The sequence below is a fragment of the Bacillus sp. Pc3 genome (assembly GCF_000815145.1).
Classification (GTDB): Bacteria; Bacillota; Bacilli; order Bacillales; family Bacillaceae; genus Bacillus; species Bacillus velezensis.
Genome location: NZ_CP010406.1, coordinates 1180527 through 1198286 on the forward strand (window position 1 = coordinate 1180527; position 17760 = coordinate 1198286).

Consider the following 17760-nt stretch of genomic DNA (forward strand, 5'->3'; position numbering starts at 1 on the left):
TTACTTGGGGTCATTCTCACTTTTTTAGTATCCATTTTTACGGCGGGTTACGACAGCAAACCTGAAAACAAATAACGGCAAAAGGGTGCTCTTTATGAAGAGCACCCTTTCCTGTACAACATAACAATGTTTCATATTTGAATATGTTCTTGGACAGTTGATTTTTCATGAGATTTGCAGCTTGTTTGATACTCGATTTTTTCGATTTTGCAGCCCGGGCCGATTTCCACATGTTTCCCTCTGACGATGTCTGCTTCCGTGTATTCGAGATAAATTGCGTCTCCTTCGATCAATTCAGCAGAAAGCGTGCCGGCTTTCCGTTTAAGAAAACCGGGTTTCCGTCTGACGGTGATCGATGTGCCGCCGATTTCTTTCACGCGGCTTCGGTCATAACGCAAATGGATGTTTACGTCCCCTGCGTTTAACAATCCTGCCACATTGATACATCCTGTTACATGAAGCAGCTCCGTCTCGCAATCGCCGCCGACGGTGAGACTGCCTTTTATATGACACTGCTCTCCCGCGGCCCCGCCGCCAATTTCAGCAAGTCCTTTCAGCCTCATCGTGGCGAAACGCATGGAGCCGCCGACTTTCAATGTGCCCATCACATTTGCTGAACGTGCTGATAAATCTCCTGCAACTTCATGCTCTCCGAAAATTTTCAGCCTGTTGATCTCGGCATCTCCTAGAAAAAGTCCCGTACCGAATATCCGGCAGCGTTCGCTTTGAAGTCCTTCGCCGACAGTTCCTTCCCCTTTAATGCTTACATTTTGGTAGGAGCCGCCGGAGGCGTGTCCGGCTCCGTACATTTTTAAATGACTCAATTTTTTTGTCGTTTCCATCGCAGTTCCTCCTATCGTTTCACGACTTTGTTAACCAAAGCGGAAGGATCACATGTAAAATCGCCGCTGTATTCCACAGTCCCAATGGTGCAGCCTGCGCCGATCCGCACATGATTTCCGCGGACTGTCTTCGCGTTCGTGTCCGCCAATTCAATGATGTCACCTTCAATCAGCTCCGCTGTCAGCACCGGGGCCGGCATCAGCTTAAAACGCGTTAGCACGCTCTTTCTGCTCATCACTTTCAAATGGCGGCATCCGATTTCTTTCACATGGCTTTCTCCCGCCGCCAGCTTAATACTGACTTCATCGGCATTCAGCAGGCCGCCGATCTTGCATTTGCCTTCCGAACGGAACGTCTCTGTCTCGCAATCGCCTTCAATCGCGGCTTTCCCGGATATGAAAATATCATCAGCTTTCACACCGCCGCCGAAAGATGAAAATCCCGCGACGTTCAGCCGCTCCGTTTTGACATCACCTTTAATGACACCCGTTCCGTTGATACGGATGGATTCAGCTTCGGCACTGCCGCCAATTTTCCCCGAACCGCTGATCGTCAGCGTTTGCGTCTTGACATGTCCGTCTGTTTTTCCGCTGCCGTTAAACAAAAAGCTCACGCACTCCACATCACCTGACACCGTGCCGCTTCCGTTGATCTCCACTGTATGAAAACGGCCTCCTTTTGAACTTCCTGAACCGTTGATGATTAACTTATCTGTTACTTCCATTGATGGTCCTCCTGCATCCATTTCGTTTTTAATTCTTCCGATGCCGCAGCAAGCGCCACCCGTTCAACCACTTTGACAGTCGGTTCAAATAAAATATGTTCCGCGTCTGCGATGAAGCACGTCGTTACGCCAAGCTTTCGGAGCATGACAAGCTCCGTATTCGCTTTCAGCTCGGAAGCCTCATACGTTTTCAGCACCCCTGCCGCCAATTTTCCTTCCTCAAGGCTGATATTGCCCGATTGCAAAAGCCCTTCAAGCACATATAAAGACAGCAGCGCGCGGGACGTGAATGTCACACCGTCTTCGCCATAAACTTGCAGCGCGGCTTTTGAAATCAGTCCCTTTTGAAGCAGTTCCGCAGACGTTATATTGACATCAGTCATTTGCGGAGACAGCATTTCTCTCATTTCATCCAAAGACAAATTTTCTTTCATTTTCTGTATTTTTGAGATACGTTTTAATATTTCCGCTCTCGGAAAAAATGTTTCCTGGCCTGTAAATGTTGATTTTCGGATAAACCATTCTTCAGGGATTAAATTTTTCCGTTTCCAGCGGTACAGCTGCCCGTATGAAATTGATGTTTCTTCCAGCAATTCTTTTTTAGAAATCAGTTGTTCCTCCATGAATCCAGCTCCTTCGATGAATGTATTGTAACATAACACTGTTACGTTGTTAAGCCTGGAATTATAAAAATGCCGTGAACAGCTGCTGTCCGTCTTTTTTATTCAATAAAAAAAACGCCCGGATGCGGGCGTTTTTTCTCACGTCAAATCTCTGTAATTTTGCTGGCGCAGCGCTTCATATACAAGAATCGCGGCCGTGTTGGACAGGTTTAATGATCTCACATGCTCGGTCATCGGCAGACGCAGGCAGCGGTCCATATTGTTTTCGATCAATTCTTTCGGAAGTCCGCTCGTTTCTCTGCCGAATACGAAGAAAAAGTCTTCCTCCTTATTTGAGTAATCAAATGATGTGTGCGGCTTTTGGCCGAATTTTGTAATGAAGAAAAACTTTCCGTTCTCATATGCCTCAAATAACTCTTCCAATGAATCATGATATACGACGTTGACGAACTCCCAATAATCGAGTCCGGCGCGCTTCAGCATTTTATCATCGGTCGAGAATCCGAGCGGGCGGATCAAATGAAGCGTTGTGTCTGTTGCCGCACAAGTACGTGCGATATTTCCCGTATTGGCCGGGATTTCGGGTTGATATAAAACGACATGTAATGCCACGATGTTCACCTCTGTTTTTTATTCCGCCCACCATTATATCATTAATTACTCTTTTGTCGTATCATCCGTAATATGAAAAAACGCATATCTGATGGAAGGAGTATACGCCGTTGAATCCTCATATGACCAATATCTCATTCTGCTGTCATACGTTTGGGCATTGACGAGCGGCATATTGCTTTTATCTTTCGCGACCACGATCGCCGTATGATTAAAACGGCCGTCCCCTTCAAAATCATAGCAAATGATATCTCCGGGCATCAGTTCTTCGGCTCTTGATACTTGCACCGCGCGAAGCCCTGCCTTGGATTGGGCCAGATACATCTTCATCGAATGCGCGACCGTCCAGCTGTAGCTCCACGAGCTTGCCTTCATCCACCAGCCTGAGCCTCTGTTCGGATGCCCCCGCATCGGTGCTTTTCCGGCATGTAAACATTGGGAAATAAAATTGGTGCAGTTGTCGCTGAAATTTTTATAAGCGGGGTTTCGTTTATTCCAAAACTTCTCCGCGTACTGCACGGCAGCCAGACGGTCGTATTGAAACGCCCGCCCGAAATCTTCCCGTTCACTCCGCTCATATTCAATTACGCTGTTTCCGTCAGAAAATCCCGCCGGTTTTTTCTTTACTTCCCGGTCTTTAATCAAAAGCTGATCATAGAGAAATGCAGTCCGTTCCTCAATCTGCTCTTCTAAGTAAAGGTGTCCGTCATGCTCCTTGCACAAATATTCGAAATGAATCGTGTACATGACGCATAACGTGCCGTCGTCCTCAAGGCTGCTTTTGACAATGACGGCTTTTGCCTTCGCTTTCACGATGTCAACTTTCCGTTTTTCAAACAGCTCTTTTTTTCTCGTCAGGACCTCAAGATCGCCGGGCTGCCCATTGTGCCTCATCTCGGTTCCGTTGATTAAATAATGAAGCCGGGCCTCCGCTAAATCTTCAATAATATGCTTCAAGCGCTCCACCCACCATACTGTTTTATAAAGAAAAAAACACTTGAACTCACGCCAAGTGCTTTTTCTCTATACATATGTCAGGACCGGCCGGTTTTAGTCTTATCAGAAACCGATAACAGCTCCAGTCCCTTTTCAATTTCCCGTATGGCGTCCTCATCCTGCTCCTTTTGAAGCGCTTTTTCTAATTCCCCCGCATAATCAGGATCACCGATTTTCCCGATGGCCCAGGCGGCCGTCCCCCTGATGACGGGGCGCGGATCTTGGTGCATCAAGGCCGTTAATTCCGGAAGAGACGAGGCATCTTTAAAATGAGCCAAAGCTAAAATCGCATTCCGCTGTATCGGCTTCTTGCCGCGCCATGATCCCGATACATGTCCGAATTTTTCTTTGAATTCGCGGTTGCTTATGGTCAAAAGCGGCTTTAACAGCGGCTTTGCGATTTCCGGATCAGGCTCCATCTGCGGATGAAGATGAAAATCTTTCCCCTTATTAATCGGACAGACCGTCTGGCACGTGTCACAGCCATACAGACGGTTTCCGATTTTCGTGCGGAACTCATCCGGCAGAAATCCCTTTGTCTGGGTCAGGAACGAAATACAGCGCTGGGCGTTAAGCTGTCCGGGATTGACGAGCGCGCCGGTCGGACACGCGTCTAAACATTTTGTGCACGTACCGCACATATCTTCAATCGGCACATCCGGTTCAAAGGGCAGATTGGTGATCATTTCAGCCAGATAGACGTAAGAGCCGTATTCAGGCGTGGTGATCATGCAGTTTTTGGCGCTGAAGCCGATTCCCGCCCGTTCAGCCACGGCCCTGTCGGACAATTCCCCTGTATCCACCATTGACTTCGTGCGGATATCCTCATGTTTGCTTTGGAGAAAATTCTCCAGCAGATCAAGCTTTTCCCTCAGCACGTCATGATAATCCTTCCCCCAGGAAGCTCTGCAAAAAATGCCGCGCCGCCCGTCCCTCGTGCTCCTCGGCGCATCTTTCATTTTGGAAGGATAAGCAAGGGCGATGGCGACGATTGATTTGGCTTTCGGGAGAAGCAAAGACGGTGTAACCCGTTTTTCAATATCCGGTTCTTCAAACCCGGATAAATAGCCGAGTGATTCCTGAAGAATCAGCCGGTCCCGCAGACTGTCGAACGTATCAGCCGTCGTAAACCCGATTTTGTCGACTCCGATGCTGTTGGCGTATTCGATTAATTCCTCTTTCAGTTTATGAATATTCATTTTTTGCACAGCCTCCTTTCTTTGTGATCAGGCTCCCGCACAGGTATAATAGAGTTTTATCATCCCGAAATGGAGTGAACACACTTGAACATCAGTTTAGATCCACTTATTGCTGAACGGGTGCCGGGGATCAAAGCGGCAGCCGTCTTATATGAACAGATCGAAATCGGGCCTGCTCCGCAAATGCTGAAAGGCCGCCTCCGTTTATTTCAAGAATCTCTTTACTTTGATTATGCTGACGGCGGTATAGATGAGCAGCCTTTTGTAAAAGAGTGGGCGCGTATAATGGAACAGCTCAGTCTCGCCTTTTCAGGACAAAAAACGCCGATGGAGCTTATGCTCGGCGATATTTCCCGGGAACGATTCATTGAAAGTGTGAATTCAGCCCATGATACCATACTTTTTTTCTCCTTGAAATATTCATTGCCTATCATGGCGTATGATGCCGCAGAAATAGATGAACCGATTTCAATTACGATCGGAGAAAAAGAAAGCGTACTGTCTTTCTCCGGCCCGGACGGCGTTTTCGGCGACTTCACCGGACATATCAATACACGCCCTGTCACGCCCGGCACAAAGAAAATGCTGCAGCTGATCTTTTTCCCGCCTTCATTTCATGCCGACGCGGCGGATGAGCTGCTATCATCCTTAACAAAAATGTTTGAACAAATTCACGGAGGCACGCATACCGTCTCTTGGCTTTCATAAAAAGACACGCCTTCGTGTCTTTTTTCACATAAAAAAACGCAATACTTCGTTTATCAGAGAAACGAAACACTGCGTTAATAACGTATGTATGGAGCGGGTGATGAGAATCGAACTCACGACATCAGCTTGGAAGGCTGAGGTTTTACCACTAAACTACACCCGCATCAAAATTATTTTTTTGTCAGTACCGATTTGATGTTTCTAATATTACATGTTTATTTTTTTTTCGTCAAGGGAATGTTAAAAAATTTGTCGAAAAAAATTCTTTTTTTGTCCACATGTTAAGTTGGGTTTACATTTTGTTAAGAGTCTCATACAATATGAAAAAGAAGAAAACTTGAGGTACGCCTGATGATGAAAAATAAAGTAAAAGAGCTGAGAGCCAGATTCGGCTATTCTCAGGAAACGCTCGGAAAAGAAGCCGGAGCCACCAGACAGACGATTGCAGCGATTGAAAAAGGAGATTATGTGCCTTCACTTTTATTGGCGCTTAACATCTGCCGGGCTTTCTCCCTGCCGATGGAGGAAGTTTTCTGGCTGGAGGAGGAGAAAAAATGAGTTTGAAAAGAAAAGCGTGTTTTCACCTTGCACTCTACGGATTGGCCTGCTGGACGCTTATTTCCTTTATGGAAGCGGCGCCGCGGATCGCTCAGTTTTTCCAAACGGAGGGGAGCGGTTCATTTGAGCTGAATATCACGCCGTTTCTGCTGTTTACCGTTTGTACTGCATTATATATCTATACTGAAAAGAAAAAACGGAACGGCAAAAAGCACAGGCTTGTGCCCGATGAATTTGAGGAACAGGATGAAAGAGAACGGATGATGACGGCTAAAGCTTGCCGTTCCTCGTATATCGCCGTTTACTTCTCATTGCCGGCCGCAGCCGTTCTGCTTTTGTTTTATCCGCTGATTCAGCCACATCTTCCCTTTTTTCCGATTCTTTTGATTTTCATTCTGATGATGATTCAGCATTTGGCTTATGTTTTCACTTTTCATAAGCACGGCAAAAACTCCGGTTCATGACAGATCCGGAGTTTTTTACGTTACCAGCTCGCTTTTTTCACCCCGGGAATCCGGCCTTTATGGGCCAGCTCCCTGAATGCGATTCTGGACAGTTTAAATTTTCTCATATATCCGCGGGGCCGCCCCGTCAACGTACAGCGGTTATGAAGCCTGGCCGGAGCAGAATCACGCGGCAGTTTGCCCAGCGCTTCCCAGTCTCCTTTTGCCTTTAATTCTCTTCGGATGTCCGCATATTGTTCAACAAGCTTCTGCCGCTTGAGCTCTTTGATCACTTTTGATTTTTTTGCCATTTCAGCACTCCTAACAAATCGTAATAATTACGTTTTGTATCATATCATCCATATGAGCATCGTGCAAGCTAAGCGCTTAAAAAGGCGGGTGAATACCCGCCTTCACTGCCGGCATTTCCCCGGAAATGAATCCGCAGAAAGCGCCCGCCGTCAATTATCCGCCTTGCGACGTCATCAGACTGTCGCTTTATTTCCTCTTGCAAAATGGTCGTTTCCCATTGCTTCACCCAGTCTGCGCTCAAGCTTTTTAGTCCGTTCATTCTGAAACGGCAGAAGCGGAAACACGAGTTCAGCCAGATAATAAGCTTCTTCCAGATGCGGGTAGCCTGAAAAGATAAACGACTCAATGCCGAGTGCCTGATACTCTAAAATTCGAGCAGCGACAGTCTGCGGATCACCGACAAGCGCCGTGCCCGCTCCGCCTCTGACCAGTCCGATGCCGGCCCAGAGATTCGGGCTGATCTCAAGCTTCGAGCGGTCACCGTTATGGAGATCGGCCATCCGTTTTTGTCCCGAAGAATCAGCGCGCCGAAGCGCAGCCTGCGCTTTCGCAATCGTCTCTTCGTCTAAGTGGCTGATTAATCGATCAGCCGCTTCCCATGCCTCTTCCTCAGTCTCCCGGACAATCACGTGAAGTCTGATGCCAAAACGCATCGTCCTTCCTTCCTTGGCAGCCTGTTTTTTAACGGTTTCAATCTTTTCTTTTACCTGCTCCGGCGGCTCTCCCCATGTTAAATAGACATCTGTATGTTTCGCCGCAGCTTCAATTCCCGCCTGTGATGAACCGCCGAAATATAATGGCGGATGCGGAGACTGCTTTGGCGGAAACAGCAGATTGCTGTTTTCCACTTTGATATGGTCCCCTTCATATGTCACCGTTTCGCCCCGCATGAGTCCGCGCCAGACGGTTAAAAATTCTTCAGTCGCCTTATAACGTTCATCGTGGCTGATAAACATGCCGTCTCCCGCCAGTTCATAAGGATCTCCGCCCGCTACGACATTTACGAGCAAACGGCCGTCTGACAGCCGGTCCATTGTCGACGCCATTCTCGCGGCGACAGACGGCTGCATCAGTCCCGGACGGACCGCCACTAAAAATTTCAAGTCACTCGTTTCCCCCGCTAAAGCGGCAGCCGTCAGCCACGGGTCTTCACATGATCTCCCCGTCGGCAGCAGAACCCCCGTATAACCGAGTCTGTCCGCCGCCTGTGCCACTTGCTTAAAATAAAGATGATCCGCCGTTCTCCCTCCCGTTTGCGTCCCTAAATACCGGCCGTCACCATGCGTCGGAATAAACCAAAGAATCTCCATATGAATCTCTCCTTTTTTAATAGGTTACCCTTCATAACTGTTCCGCCATTTTAATAGTTTCCGTTCGAGCATTCTGACCAATGCATCTGTCAGCTTGCCGACAGCCGCAAAAATGATAATGCCGACAAACACCTTATTTGTCTGTGAAAATTGTCTGGCATCCATAATCATATAACCGACGCCCTCGCTCGATCCCATCAGTTCCGCCACCACGAGACCGAGCCACGCAATGCCTAGAGAGAGCCTGATGCCGAGCAGGATATTCGGCAGAGATGCCGGAAGAATTAATTTCGTCATCTGCTGATACCAGTTAAATTCCAGCACCCGCGCGACGTCAAACAGCTTCGCGTCCACACTGCGGATTCCGAGAAACGTATTAATGTACACGGGGAAAAATGCCCCTAATGCGATCAGCAGAATTTTTGATGTCTCATCAAACCCGAACCACAAAATAAACAGAGGAGTCACGGCCAAGTGCGGAACCGTTCTGAGCATTTGAAGAGACGGATCTAGATATGCTTCCGTCCGCTTTGAGAAACCGACCAGCAGCCCGAAAACAAGTCCGAGGCCCGCGCCAAGCAGAAATCCGGCAGCCGCCCGGTATAAGCTGATCTCTAAATGACCCCAAAGTTCACCTGAAAGAAGAAGTTCCTGAAACGTCTGCAAGATGACGACAGGTGAGGGGAGCACCGTGGCCGAGACGATGCCCAGACTTGCGATAACCTGCCATACTGCGATAACCGCAGCCGGGAGTACAACCCCTTTCATCCATTGGTATGAATACTTCCGGGATCTTGCCAGAGCTTTCTTTTCTGATTGGCTTATTGCGCCGGCAGCCGTTGATGCTTCTGCTTTCATTACTTGCCACCCCCCGTTTCAAGCGCTTTTTTAATAAATGAATTGTCGACAACGTCTTTTACATGAATTTTCTTATGAATCGCTTTTGTTTGATATTGAAAATCAGCGGTTTCCTGCTGGGCTTTGACAATATCATCATTGATCGGTTCATTGAGAGGCTCAGTATTGTTAAGCACGTTTCTGACGACTTTCGGATCAAGATGTTTGATTTTCGCATATAAGGAGACAGCTTCATCTTTGTGTTCCTTTTGCCATGTAACTGCTTTATTGAACACTTTCAGAAAACGGACCACCTCATCCGGGTGTTCTTTGGAAAATCCCGTTCTGACTAACGTGAAACCGGGAGAATATAAATCTGTGCTTTCTCCGTTCGCCAATATTTCCGCCCCGTGCTGCAGCGTTTCAATCGACAAATACGGCTCCCAAATGGACCATGCGTCAACTGATTTGTTTTCAAAAGCGGAAACCGCCTCATCAGGCTGAAGCTGGATGATGGTGACGTCATCGGCGGAAAGCCCCGCTTTATCTAAAGCTTTATAGAGAAAATCAAAGCCGCTGCTGCCTTTGGCTACAGCGATTTTTTTACCTTTCAATTCTTTCAGGCTCTGAATCCCGCTGCCCTTGTTTACGAGAATGCCGTTTGCCTTTAACCCGTCCTGAGACAGCCCGATCTCTTTAAAATCAATTCCAGCCGCCTGACCGGAAATGACCGGTGAATTGCCGACCTGGGAAAAATCAAGCTTATCGGCGGCAAGACCTTCAAATTGCGGAGGACCGCTTTGGAATTCGACCCATTTTACTTTTATTCCGTCTTTTTTGAAGGCCTCTTCAAACCAGCCTTTTTCCTTGGCAATGAGAAGCGGGCTTAAACTCTGCTGGATGCCGATCCGGATTTCTTTCACCGTTTTCCCGCTCCCCCCTGTCCTGTCTGCACTGCATCCGGCTGACATCATGACTGCTGCGGCTAAAAGAATGATGATTTTTTTCACTTCACTTCGTCCCTTCTATATCCCGGACCCATCCGCAAACCGGAGGTCTTCCGTTTTCTCAAACTCAGAAAGCACCTTCTGCCGGACGGCCTGAAAATCCGCTGAGGTCCGATTGCGCGGATGCGGAAGCTGAATCGGCATCAGGCTGTGCAGCCGGCCGGGCTTTGCCCTGAGGATCGCCAGCTTATCGCCTAAATAGACGGATTCATCAATATCATGCGTGACCAGAATCATCGTCGTTTTTTTCTCGCGCCATATATCAAGCAGCACATCCTGCAAATGTTTCCTCGTAAAAGCGTCAAGCGCCCCGAACGGTTCATCTAAAAGCAGCACCTCCGGCTCGCGCAAAAGGGCTCTGGCGATGGCAACCCGCTGCGACATGCCGCCGGATAATTCGCGCGGATAAGCGTTCTCCGCTCCCTGCAGCCTGACAACCTCAATCAGATCATCCACTTTTTTCCGAACGGCCGGGTCGTTCATATTGAGATCGGCAGCGATGTTTTGTTTTACCGTCAGCCAGGGAAACAGCCGGTGCTCCTGAAAGATAAATCCCTGCCGGATGCCCGGTCCCGACACATTGCGGCCGTTTATTGTGACAGAGCCTTTATAATCGGTATCAAGACCGGCAATCAATTTTAAAAGCGTGCTTTTGCCGCATCCGCTCGGCCCGATGACAGTCAAAAATTCTCCCGATGCAATTGACAGCTCAATATCATTCAGCACCGGCGTTTTCCGGCCTTCATGCTCAAAAGCTTTTTCTTGTATGCTGATGGTTACAGCCATCTGTCTTCCCCTCTCTTTCTGCCGCGTGCGATCGAAAAACAAAAAGGCCCCCATCTCCGATTGCTTGCAGAGATGGGAGCCTTCGGCGGTCCGATCGGCAACCCGTTTGTTTTTAAATTTGAATATCATGTTAATTCAAATTATTCCGACTTGTCAACTGTTTTTTATAAGGATTAAAATACGCCCTCCGGTATAACCCTGCCAGAGAGCGCATCGGCTGTATCACGTATTTACTTCCTTTTCTTGGCGGGCGATTTTCAATAATGTCCGCGCGTTGTTGCCGAAAATGTTCTCTATATCTTCTTCCCGCATATTGATTTCCCGGCAGGTCCTCACCTGCTCCTGAAGATATCTGTATACATATCCTCTCGGAAATCCGTTCGAATCCGTCCCGAAGATGATCCGTTCAGCACCGATTAATTCAGATGTCTTCCGAAACAGAATTTCCAAATCAAGCGGGTACGGCATCCACCTCATCCACTGATTTGAGCCGGACGTGTCAATATACACATTCGGGCAGCTCCAGCACAGCTGCAGCAGTTCCTGATAATATCCGGCGCCGAAATGCGGAATGATGAACGGGATATCAGCATACTCTCTCGCGACGCGATAGATGGAGAGCGGGTTGATGTTGCGATGGCTGACAATGCCCCCCGCTCTTCCTAAAAGCCCGAAGTGAATTAATACAGGCAGCCTTTTGTCAGCCAGATACGTCCACAGCTTTTTCAGCGACGGATCATGAAAATCGATGTCTGTCAGCGGCCCGAACAGTTTATACCCTTTCAGACCGAGCTCTTCTACCGCTCTTTTCAGCTCTTCATACGCATCCTCCCGCTCCAAAGGATGATATGCAAATCCGGTAAATCTCGCGGGATTGGCTTGAATAAACGCCGCCATCCGGTCATTGCTCTCTGCTGTTAAAAAATTCAGCACGTCAATGCCATACTTATCTAATTCATTCTCCCATCTTGTCATCAAAGCGATTTCGCCGTCATCGCCCTCCACATCATGCGGATCAGGAAAATCCCAAGTCAGATTCATTCTTTCTGACCGCTCCCGGTTATAATCGGAAAATGTCTTATCGTTTTTGCCGAAATAAAGGCTGTACGGCAGATGACCGTGAATATCGACAGGTTTAAAATGCTGCCGGAAAAGCATACAATCGCCGCCTCCCTTACCGCCTGACAATAAAAAAAGGCCCTTATCCAGTGAAGAATAAGAGCCTCTTGTGTCCAAGTCAGCGGTTTCTATTTTTTCTCATCTTAAACCCATTATTCCCGTCAGTCAAGTAGGCTTTCAAACCCAAACCCTTTTTTCGATAATAAAAATAATTATTTTATAATCATTATAAAATAATATTGACTTTTTAATGATAGGTGATATTATGTTTTTATAAATCTAAAGAGGTGATCACATGAGTTCAAATAAATTGACAACCAGCTGGGGCGCTCCTGTCGGAGATAACCAAAACTCAATGACGGCCGGCGATCGCGGTCCTGCTTTAATACAAGACGTCCATCTGCTTGAGAAATTGGCGCACTTTAACAGAGAACGCGTTCCCGAGCGTGTCGTTCACGCAAAAGGCGCGGGCGCACACGGTTATTTTGAAGTCACAAATGACGTTACAAAATATACGAAAGCCGCATTTCTGTCAGAAGTCGGTAAACGCACGCCGCTCTTCATCCGTTTCTCAACCGTTGCGGGCGAACTGGGCTCTAGTGACACAGTGCGCGACCCGCGCGGATTTGCCGTTAAGTTTTATACAGAAGAAGGAAACTACGACATCGTCGGAAACAATACACCCGTGTTCTTCATCCGCGATGCCATCAAGTTCCCTGACTTTATCCATACACAAAAAAGAGATCCGAGAACACATCTGAAAAACCCGACGGCCGTTTGGGATTTCTGGTCTCTGTCACCGGAATCCCTGCACCAGGTAACCATTCTGATGTCAGACCGGGGCATTCCGGCGACTCTTCGCCATATGCACGGATTCGGAAGCCATACATTTAAATGGACAAATGATAAAGGCGAAGGCGTCTGGATCAAATATCACTTTAAAACAGAGCAAGGCGTGAAAAACCTTGATGTTAATACAGCCGCAAAAATCGCGGGCGAAAATCCCGATTACCATACGGAAGATTTGTTCAATGCGATTGAAAACGGCGATTTCCCCGCATGGAAATTATATGTTCAAATCATGCCGTTAGAAGACGCAAACACATATCGCTTTGATCCGTTTGACGTCACAAAAGTATGGTCTCAAAAAGATTATCCGCTGATCGAAGTCGGCCGCATGGTTCTGAACCGCAATCCGGAAAATTACTTTGCGGAAGTAGAACAGGCGACGTTCTCTCCCGGCACATTAGTCCCTGGCGTCGACGTCTCACCTGACAAAATGCTTCAAGGCCGGTTGTTCGCATACCATGACGCGCATCGCTACCGTGTCGGCGCGAACCATCAGGCGCTGCCGATCAACCGTTCCCGCAATGAAGTGAAAAACTATCAGCGTGACGGACAAATGCGTTTTGATGATAACGGCGGCCGCTCCGTCTATTACGAGCCTAACAGCTTCGGCGGCCCGAAAGAGTCACCTGAAGATAAACAGGCGGCATATCCTGTATCAGGTTTCGCAGACAGTGTAAGCTATAATCATCATGATCATTACACACAAGCCGGCGACCTGTACCGCCTGATGAGCGAAGAAGAGCGCGCGCGCCTTGTCGCCAATATCGTCAGTGCGATGAAACCTGTGGAAAAAGAAGAAATTAAGCTGCGCCAGATCGGCCACTTCTACAAAGCTGATCCTGAATACGGCAGACGCGTTGCCGAAGGACTCGGACTGCCATCACCAAAATAACATCAAAAAACCTGCCGGTCTGCCCGGCAGGTTTTTTCTGTTTATTATCAATAAAACCGTTTTTTTCTCAATTATACGAAGTGGCATGCCGCAAAATGATGAAGCCCTTTTTCTGACAGCGCCGGACTTTTCTCAGCACATATCTTCTTGGCTGCCGGGCATCTCGTTCGGAATTTACAGCCTGAAGGCGGATCAGAGGGGCTCGGTATATCACCCTTTAAAATTATCCGCTCCCTTTTCGCTCCGGGATCAGGAACAGGCACGGCTGATAACAGCGCTTTCGTATAAGGGTGAAGCGGCCGTGAAAAGAGCTCCTCCTTTGACGCGTATTCCACAATCGTCCCTAAATACATGATGGCGACCTTCGTACATAAGTGCTCCACCACGCTTAAATCATGAGAAATGAATAAATATGACAGCCCGTGCTGTTTTTGAAGGCTGCTGAACAAATTGATCATCTGCGCCTGGATGGAGACATCTAACGCCGCCACGGGTTCATCCATAATGATAAATTGCGGCTTGAGCGCCATCGCTCTTGCAATCACGATCCGCTGCCGCTGCCCTCCGGAAAATTCATGCGGATAACGGTCGATAAAGTTTGCGGAAAGTCCGCAGGCTTCAAGAACTTCCGCCGTTTTATCACGCGCGTTCCGTTTCACCGCCAATTGATGCTCGATCATCGCTTCACCGATGGCTTCTCCGATCCGGCGCCGGGGATTTAAAGAACTGAACGGATCTTGAAAGATGAGCTGCGCTTCTGATCTGAAAGTTTTGAGCTCGCGCCGGCTCATCCGAAACACATCACGCCCCTGAAAAAACACCTCTCCCTCTGTTTTTTCATGAAGCCTCAAAATGGTCTTGCCGATTGATGACTTTCCGCTGCCCGATTCTCCCGCTAAGCCGAACACTTCTCCCTTTCCTATCGTAAAACTGACACCGTCAACCGCTTTTACGGGATTTTTGCGGGTCTTTCTCATCCCCCCATGCTCCTCGTAATATTTTTTCAGCCCCTTGACCTCCAGCAACACATCACTCATCTGCTTTCTCCTCTCTGTAAAGCCAGCACGCCGCCTGATGCCCCTTCCCGAATTCAGTAAAATGCGGGCTCGATTTTCGGCATATTTCCGTGCTGTGTTCACATCGCTCCGCAAAATAACAAGACGATCCCGACAGGTCCGCAAGCTCGGGGACTTGCCCCGGAATGGTGTACAACATCTCCCTTCTTTGACCGATAACCGGCTTGGCCGCGAGCAGCCCTTTCGTATACGGATGCTTCGGATCAGAAAACAGCTTTGCAACCGGTCCTTCCTCCACAATTTTTCCCGCATACATGACAATCACATAATCAGCCATTTCAGCAACCACGCCAAGGTCATGAGTAATGAATAAAATAGACGTGCGAAATTGCTTTTTCATATCCCGCAATAAATCCAATATCTGCGCCTGAATGGTTACGTCAAGCGCTGTCGTCGGCTCGTCGGCAATGATCAGTTTCGGTTCGCAGCTTAGCGCGACAGCCGTCATGATGCGCTGCAGCATGCCGCCGCTCAGTTCATGAGGATATTGGTGCATAACCTGCTCGGCATGCGGGATCTCCACTAACGTGATCAGTTCAACGGCCCTCCGCCATGCTTCTTTCTTACTCAGCAATAAATGTTCGCGAATCGGTTCGGCCAGCTGCTCACCGATTGTAAATACCGGATTCAAAGATGTCATCGGTTCCTGAAATATCATCCCGATTTCGCTGCCGCGGATTTTCTGCATGTCTTTTGGTTTCAATTCCAACAGGTTCCGTCCGGAAAAATGCACCGCTCCCCGTTCGATTCTCCCCGTCTCGGGAATAAGCTGCATAATGGACAATGACGCCATGCTTTTCCCGCAGCCGGACTCCCCTACAATACAAACCGTTTCCTCCTCATGTATCGTAAAGCTGACATCGTCCACGGCCTTTACCGCCCCCTCCTCAGTATAAAAAGCCGTTTCCAAATGCCTCACTTCTAAAAGCGGTTTTTTCATTTCATTTTCACCTGCCGTTTTACCTTAGGATCAAAAGCGTCTCTTAAACCGTCTCCAAGCAGATGAATCGCCACAACGGTCAGAAAAATGGCCGTTCCCGGCGGAATCCACAGCCACGGACGGAGTGTAAAATCCATAAAATGATTCGCCGCTTCCATCATGTTTCCCCAAGAAGGTGTCGGCGGAGCAACGCCAAGCCCGAGAAAACTCAGCGCCGATTCACTCAGCATCGCTCCCGCCACATGCAAAGTCGCCGCTACCAGTAATAACGGCAATGTATTGGGAAGCAAATGATAGAGGATTTTCCGTTTATCACTAAGCCCCAGAACTTCCGCGGCCATCATAAACGGCTGCTCCTTGAGCGACAAAATCTGTCCGCGTACAAGCCGCGCCAGACCGGGCCATCCGATCAGGCTTAACATCATCATAATCAGGTACATTCTGTATTCAGAAGGCACTTTCCACTCCGACATCACCGCAGCCAAAATCAAAAGCAGCGGCAGTCCCGGGATGGACATGAGCATATCAGCAATACGCATAATGATCATATCAGCGGCTCCCCGATAAAATCCGGCCGCAGCCCCGAGTAAAGAACCGATGACAAGCGACAGCACCATTGAAGCAAGCCCCACGGTCAGAGAAATCTGCCCCGCCAGCATCAGCCTCGTCAGCACATCTCTCCCGTACTGGTCAGTTCCCAGCCAATGATGGATTCCCGGCTGCTGATTGGCATTTGAAATATCCGTCCGATCTGTTATGTACGGAGAAAAAGACGGCCCGATAAAGCACAATAAAAACATAAAACATAAGAAAAGAAGACTGATGACCGTCAGCTTATGCTGCAGCAGGCGGCGGTACGTCTGCTTCCAAAGAGAAGGCGGCGCCCCTTTTTGTTTTTTCATTCCGAACACCCCCTATTTCAGCCTGACCCGCGGATCAACCGCGGCATAAGCGATATCCGCCAAGAAGTTCCCCACAATCGTTAAACAAGACAAAAACAAGGTAAACGCCATCAAAACCGGATAATCACGATAATGCACAGATTCCATCTGAATACGTCCGACACCCGGCCACCCGAAAATCTGTTCAATAATGATGGCTCCGGAAAACAGTCCCGGCAGTTCAAAAGCAAGCAGGGTGATGGCCGGAATGAGCGCGTTTTTCAACGCATGTTTCCAGATGACGGTGCGCTCTTTCAATCCCTTCGCTCTCGCCGTTCTGATATAATCCTGTCTGATCACGTCCAGCATGCCGGAGCGGAAATACCTTGTCAGCGAGCCGATGCCGAGCATAGATAAAATCACGACCGGAAGAATCATATGTCTGGCGGCTTCAAGCACGTACGAAAAACCTGTACTCGTGCTTCCGGTATCAATCATCCCGCCGACGGGCAATATTTTCAAATCCACCCCAAACCACTTAATAAACAGAAGGCTGATAAAAAAAGACGGGAACGCCATGGAAGCAAAAACAAGAAACGTCACGATCCCGTCAAACCATGAGTATTTCCTGACAGCGGATATGACACCCGTTATCATCGCGGCTGACCATGTGACAAGCAACGCCAAAAACGCGACAAAAAACGAATTCCAGACATATTTCCGAAGCAGTGACAGGACGTTCTCCTGATATTTCAAAGAAAACCCAAAATCTCCGCTGAGCACATTTCCGAGCCATGTCACATAGCGCTGCCAAATCGGCTGATCCAGCCCGTAAAGCGCTTTTAACTCCTGCGCTCTTTCAGGAGTCAGGTTTACATTGGAATCAATATAGTCGCCCGGCAGCATGGCGAATAAGAAAAAAATAATAAAGGACGTACCGAATAAGATCACAAGCATTTGAATGAATCGTTCTGCGGCATACCGTTTCACAAAAAGCCCCTCCTTTCCGCTGAAAGGGCAAAATCCCCAGGATGCACCGGGTATT

At 48.3% G+C, this 17760-nt stretch carries 20 protein-coding genes and 1 tRNA gene; 4 read left to right on the forward strand and 17 right to left on the reverse strand.

Annotated elements, in window-relative coordinates:
• Positions 1-131: 131 nt before the first annotated feature.
• From SB24_RS05260 to queG, 6 genes are all read right to left on the reverse strand, one after another.
• Positions 132-842, reverse strand: a complete 711-nt coding sequence (locus SB24_RS05260; RefSeq protein ID WP_039252241.1) for a hypothetical protein — start codon at positions 840-842, stop codon at positions 132-134.
• 11 nt (positions 843-853) lie between these two features.
• On the reverse strand, positions 854-1567 hold the full coding sequence (locus tag SB24_RS05265) for a polymer-forming cytoskeletal protein (protein ID WP_039252243.1): 714 nt from the start codon (positions 1565-1567) through the stop codon (positions 854-856).
• On the reverse strand, positions 1558-2190 hold the full coding sequence (locus SB24_RS05270; protein ID WP_015417094.1) for a YhbD family protein: 633 nt from the start codon (positions 2188-2190) through the stop codon (positions 1558-1560). The genes SB24_RS05265 and SB24_RS05270 overlap by 10 nt, the downstream gene beginning before the upstream one ends.
• Positions 2191-2328: 138 nt before the next feature.
• A complete protein-coding gene (gene trmL, locus SB24_RS05275) occupies positions 2329-2811 on the reverse strand; it encodes a tRNA (uridine(34)/cytosine(34)/5-carboxymethylaminomethyluridine(34)-2'-O)-methyltransferase TrmL (RefSeq protein WP_099686866.1) in 483 nt (160 codons plus the stop codon).
• Positions 2812-2847: 36 nt separating this feature from the next.
• Positions 2848-3759 carry an amidase domain-containing protein gene (locus SB24_RS05280; RefSeq protein WP_012117141.1) on the reverse strand — a complete coding sequence of 304 codons (912 nt, stop codon included), beginning with the start codon at positions 3757-3759 and terminating at the stop codon, positions 2848-2850.
• Between the two features lie 77 nt (positions 3760-3836).
• Positions 3837-4997: a tRNA epoxyqueuosine(34) reductase QueG gene (gene queG / locus SB24_RS05285; RefSeq protein WP_015417093.1), complete on the reverse strand. Its 1161-nt coding sequence runs from the start codon at positions 4995-4997 to the stop codon at positions 3837-3839.
• 84 nt (positions 4998-5081) lie between these two features.
• Between queG and SB24_RS05290 the strand changes: the two genes are divergently transcribed.
• Positions 5082-5705 carry a hypothetical protein gene (locus tag SB24_RS05290; protein ID WP_031378422.1) on the forward strand — a complete coding sequence of 208 codons (624 nt, stop codon included), beginning with the start codon at positions 5082-5084 and terminating at the stop codon, positions 5703-5705.
• 89 nt (positions 5706-5794) lie between these two features.
• Here SB24_RS05290 and SB24_RS05295 read toward each other — a convergent pair.
• Positions 5795-5868 (reverse strand) — tRNA-Gly (locus tag SB24_RS05295).
• Positions 5869-6059: 191 nt separating this feature from the next.
• On the opposite strand from SB24_RS05295, the gene SB24_RS05300 reads away from it, so the two are divergent.
• Positions 6060-6263, forward strand: coding sequence for a helix-turn-helix transcriptional regulator (locus tag SB24_RS05300; RefSeq protein ID WP_003155407.1), 204 nt, complete (start codon positions 6060-6062; stop codon positions 6261-6263).
• Positions 6260-6727: a hypothetical protein gene (locus SB24_RS05305; RefSeq protein WP_015417091.1), complete on the forward strand. Its 468-nt coding sequence runs from the start codon at positions 6260-6262 to the stop codon at positions 6725-6727. Before SB24_RS05300 ends, SB24_RS05305 begins: the two co-directional genes overlap by 4 nt.
• Before the next feature lie 20 nt (positions 6728-6747).
• Here SB24_RS05305 and rpsN read toward each other — a convergent pair whose 3' ends face one another.
• The 6 genes from rpsN to SB24_RS05340 all read right to left on the reverse strand — a co-directional run bounded on the left by rpsN (position 6748) and on the right by SB24_RS05340 (position 12116).
• On the reverse strand, positions 6748-7017 hold the full coding sequence (rpsN, locus tag SB24_RS05310) for a 30S ribosomal protein S14 (protein WP_015417090.1): 270 nt from the start codon (positions 7015-7017) through the stop codon (positions 6748-6750).
• A 174-nt stretch (positions 7018-7191) separates the two neighbouring features.
• The gene (gene ssuD / locus SB24_RS05315; protein WP_039252247.1) at positions 7192-8328 is read right to left on the reverse strand and encodes an FMNH2-dependent alkanesulfonate monooxygenase; all 1137 of its coding nucleotides are present in this window, start codon (positions 8326-8328) and stop codon (positions 7192-7194) included.
• 24 nt (positions 8329-8352) lie between these two features.
• Complete coding sequence (locus SB24_RS05320; protein WP_031378419.1) at positions 8353-9186, reverse strand: ABC transporter permease; 834 nt, start codon at positions 9184-9186, stop codon at positions 8353-8355.
• On the reverse strand, positions 9186-10175 hold the full coding sequence (locus SB24_RS05325) for an aliphatic sulfonate ABC transporter substrate-binding protein (RefSeq protein ID WP_031378418.1): 990 nt from the start codon (positions 10173-10175) through the stop codon (positions 9186-9188). The genes SB24_RS05320 and SB24_RS05325 overlap by 1 nt, the downstream gene beginning before the upstream one ends.
• Positions 10176-10190: 15 nt before the next feature.
• Positions 10191-10958 (reverse strand): ABC transporter ATP-binding protein, encoded by a 768-nt coding sequence (locus SB24_RS05330; protein ID WP_014417255.1) that lies wholly within the window; start codon positions 10956-10958, stop codon positions 10191-10193.
• A 222-nt stretch (positions 10959-11180) separates the two neighbouring features.
• Positions 11181-12116: an amidohydrolase family protein gene (locus SB24_RS05340; RefSeq protein ID WP_033574447.1), complete on the reverse strand. Its 936-nt coding sequence runs from the start codon at positions 12114-12116 to the stop codon at positions 11181-11183.
• 256 nt (positions 12117-12372) lie between these two features.
• Between SB24_RS05340 and katA the strand changes: the two genes are divergently transcribed.
• The gene (gene katA, locus SB24_RS05345; protein ID WP_003155420.1) at positions 12373-13818 is read left to right on the forward strand and encodes a catalase KatA; all 1446 of its coding nucleotides are present in this window, start codon (positions 12373-12375) and stop codon (positions 13816-13818) included.
• A 71-nt stretch (positions 13819-13889) separates the two neighbouring features.
• Here katA and SB24_RS05350 read toward each other — a convergent pair whose 3' ends face one another.
• The 4 genes from SB24_RS05350 to SB24_RS05365 are packed head-to-tail and all read right to left on the reverse strand — an operon-like array spanning position 13890 to position 17672.
• Positions 13890-14855, reverse strand: a complete 966-nt coding sequence (locus tag SB24_RS05350; RefSeq protein ID WP_039252255.1) for an ABC transporter ATP-binding protein — start codon at positions 14853-14855, stop codon at positions 13890-13892.
• A complete protein-coding gene (locus SB24_RS05355) occupies positions 14848-15834 on the reverse strand; it encodes an ABC transporter ATP-binding protein (protein WP_033574445.1) in 987 nt (328 codons plus the stop codon). Before SB24_RS05355 ends, SB24_RS05350 begins: the two co-directional genes overlap by 8 nt.
• Positions 15831-16736, reverse strand: coding sequence for an oligopeptide ABC transporter permease (gene opp4C, locus SB24_RS05360; RefSeq protein WP_033574444.1), 906 nt, complete (start codon positions 16734-16736; stop codon positions 15831-15833). Before opp4C ends, SB24_RS05355 begins: the two co-directional genes overlap by 4 nt.
• Positions 16737-16748: 12 nt before the next feature.
• A complete protein-coding gene (locus tag SB24_RS05365; protein ID WP_197985248.1) occupies positions 16749-17672 on the reverse strand; it encodes an ABC transporter permease in 924 nt (307 codons plus the stop codon).
• Positions 17673-17760 lie beyond the last annotated feature (88 nt).

Excerpts from the sequence above, each read along its gene's own strand:
- SB24_RS05260 (WP_039252241.1), bottom strand. The coding sequence starts at position 842 with ATGGAAACGACAAAAAAATTGAGTCATTTAAAAATGTACGGAGCCGGA.
- SB24_RS05265 (WP_039252243.1), bottom strand. The coding sequence starts at position 1,567 with ATGGAAGTAACAGATAAGTTAATCATCAACGGTTCAGGAAGTTCAAAA.
- SB24_RS05270 (WP_015417094.1), bottom strand. The coding sequence starts at position 2,190 with ATGGAGGAACAACTGATTTCTAAAAAAGAATTGCTGGAAGAAACATCA.
- queG (WP_015417093.1), bottom strand. The coding sequence starts at position 4,997 with ATGAATATTCATAAACTGAAAGAGGAATTAATCGAATACGCCAACAGC.
- SB24_RS05300 (WP_003155407.1), top strand. The coding sequence starts at position 6,060 with ATGAAAAATAAAGTAAAAGAGCTGAGAGCCAGATTCGGCTATTCTCAG.
- SB24_RS05305 (WP_015417091.1), top strand. The coding sequence starts at position 6,260 with ATGAGTTTGAAAAGAAAAGCGTGTTTTCACCTTGCACTCTACGGATTG.
- rpsN (WP_015417090.1), bottom strand. The coding sequence starts at position 7,017 with ATGGCAAAAAAATCAAAAGTGATCAAAGAGCTCAAGCGGCAGAAGCTT.
- ssuD (WP_039252247.1), bottom strand. The coding sequence starts at position 8,328 with ATGGAGATTCTTTGGTTTATTCCGACGCATGGTGACGGCCGGTATTTA.
- SB24_RS05320 (WP_031378419.1), bottom strand. The coding sequence starts at position 9,186 with ATGAAAGCAGAAGCATCAACGGCTGCCGGCGCAATAAGCCAATCAGAA.
- SB24_RS05330 (WP_014417255.1), bottom strand. The coding sequence starts at position 10,958 with ATGGCTGTAACCATCAGCATACAAGAAAAAGCTTTTGAGCATGAAGGC.
- SB24_RS05340 (WP_033574447.1), bottom strand. The coding sequence starts at position 12,116 with ATGCTTTTCCGGCAGCATTTTAAACCTGTCGATATTCACGGTCATCTG.
- katA (WP_003155420.1), top strand. The coding sequence starts at position 12,373 with ATGAGTTCAAATAAATTGACAACCAGCTGGGGCGCTCCTGTCGGAGAT.
- SB24_RS05350 (WP_039252255.1), bottom strand. The coding sequence starts at position 14,855 with ATGAGTGATGTGTTGCTGGAGGTCAAGGGGCTGAAAAAATATTACGAG.
- SB24_RS05355 (WP_033574445.1), bottom strand. The coding sequence starts at position 15,834 with ATGAAAAAACCGCTTTTAGAAGTGAGGCATTTGGAAACGGCTTTTTAT.
- opp4C (WP_033574444.1), bottom strand. The coding sequence starts at position 16,736 with ATGAAAAAACAAAAAGGGGCGCCGCCTTCTCTTTGGAAGCAGACGTAC.
- SB24_RS05365 (WP_197985248.1), bottom strand. The coding sequence starts at position 17,672 with ATGCTTGTGATCTTATTCGGTACGTCCTTTATTATTTTTTTCTTATTC.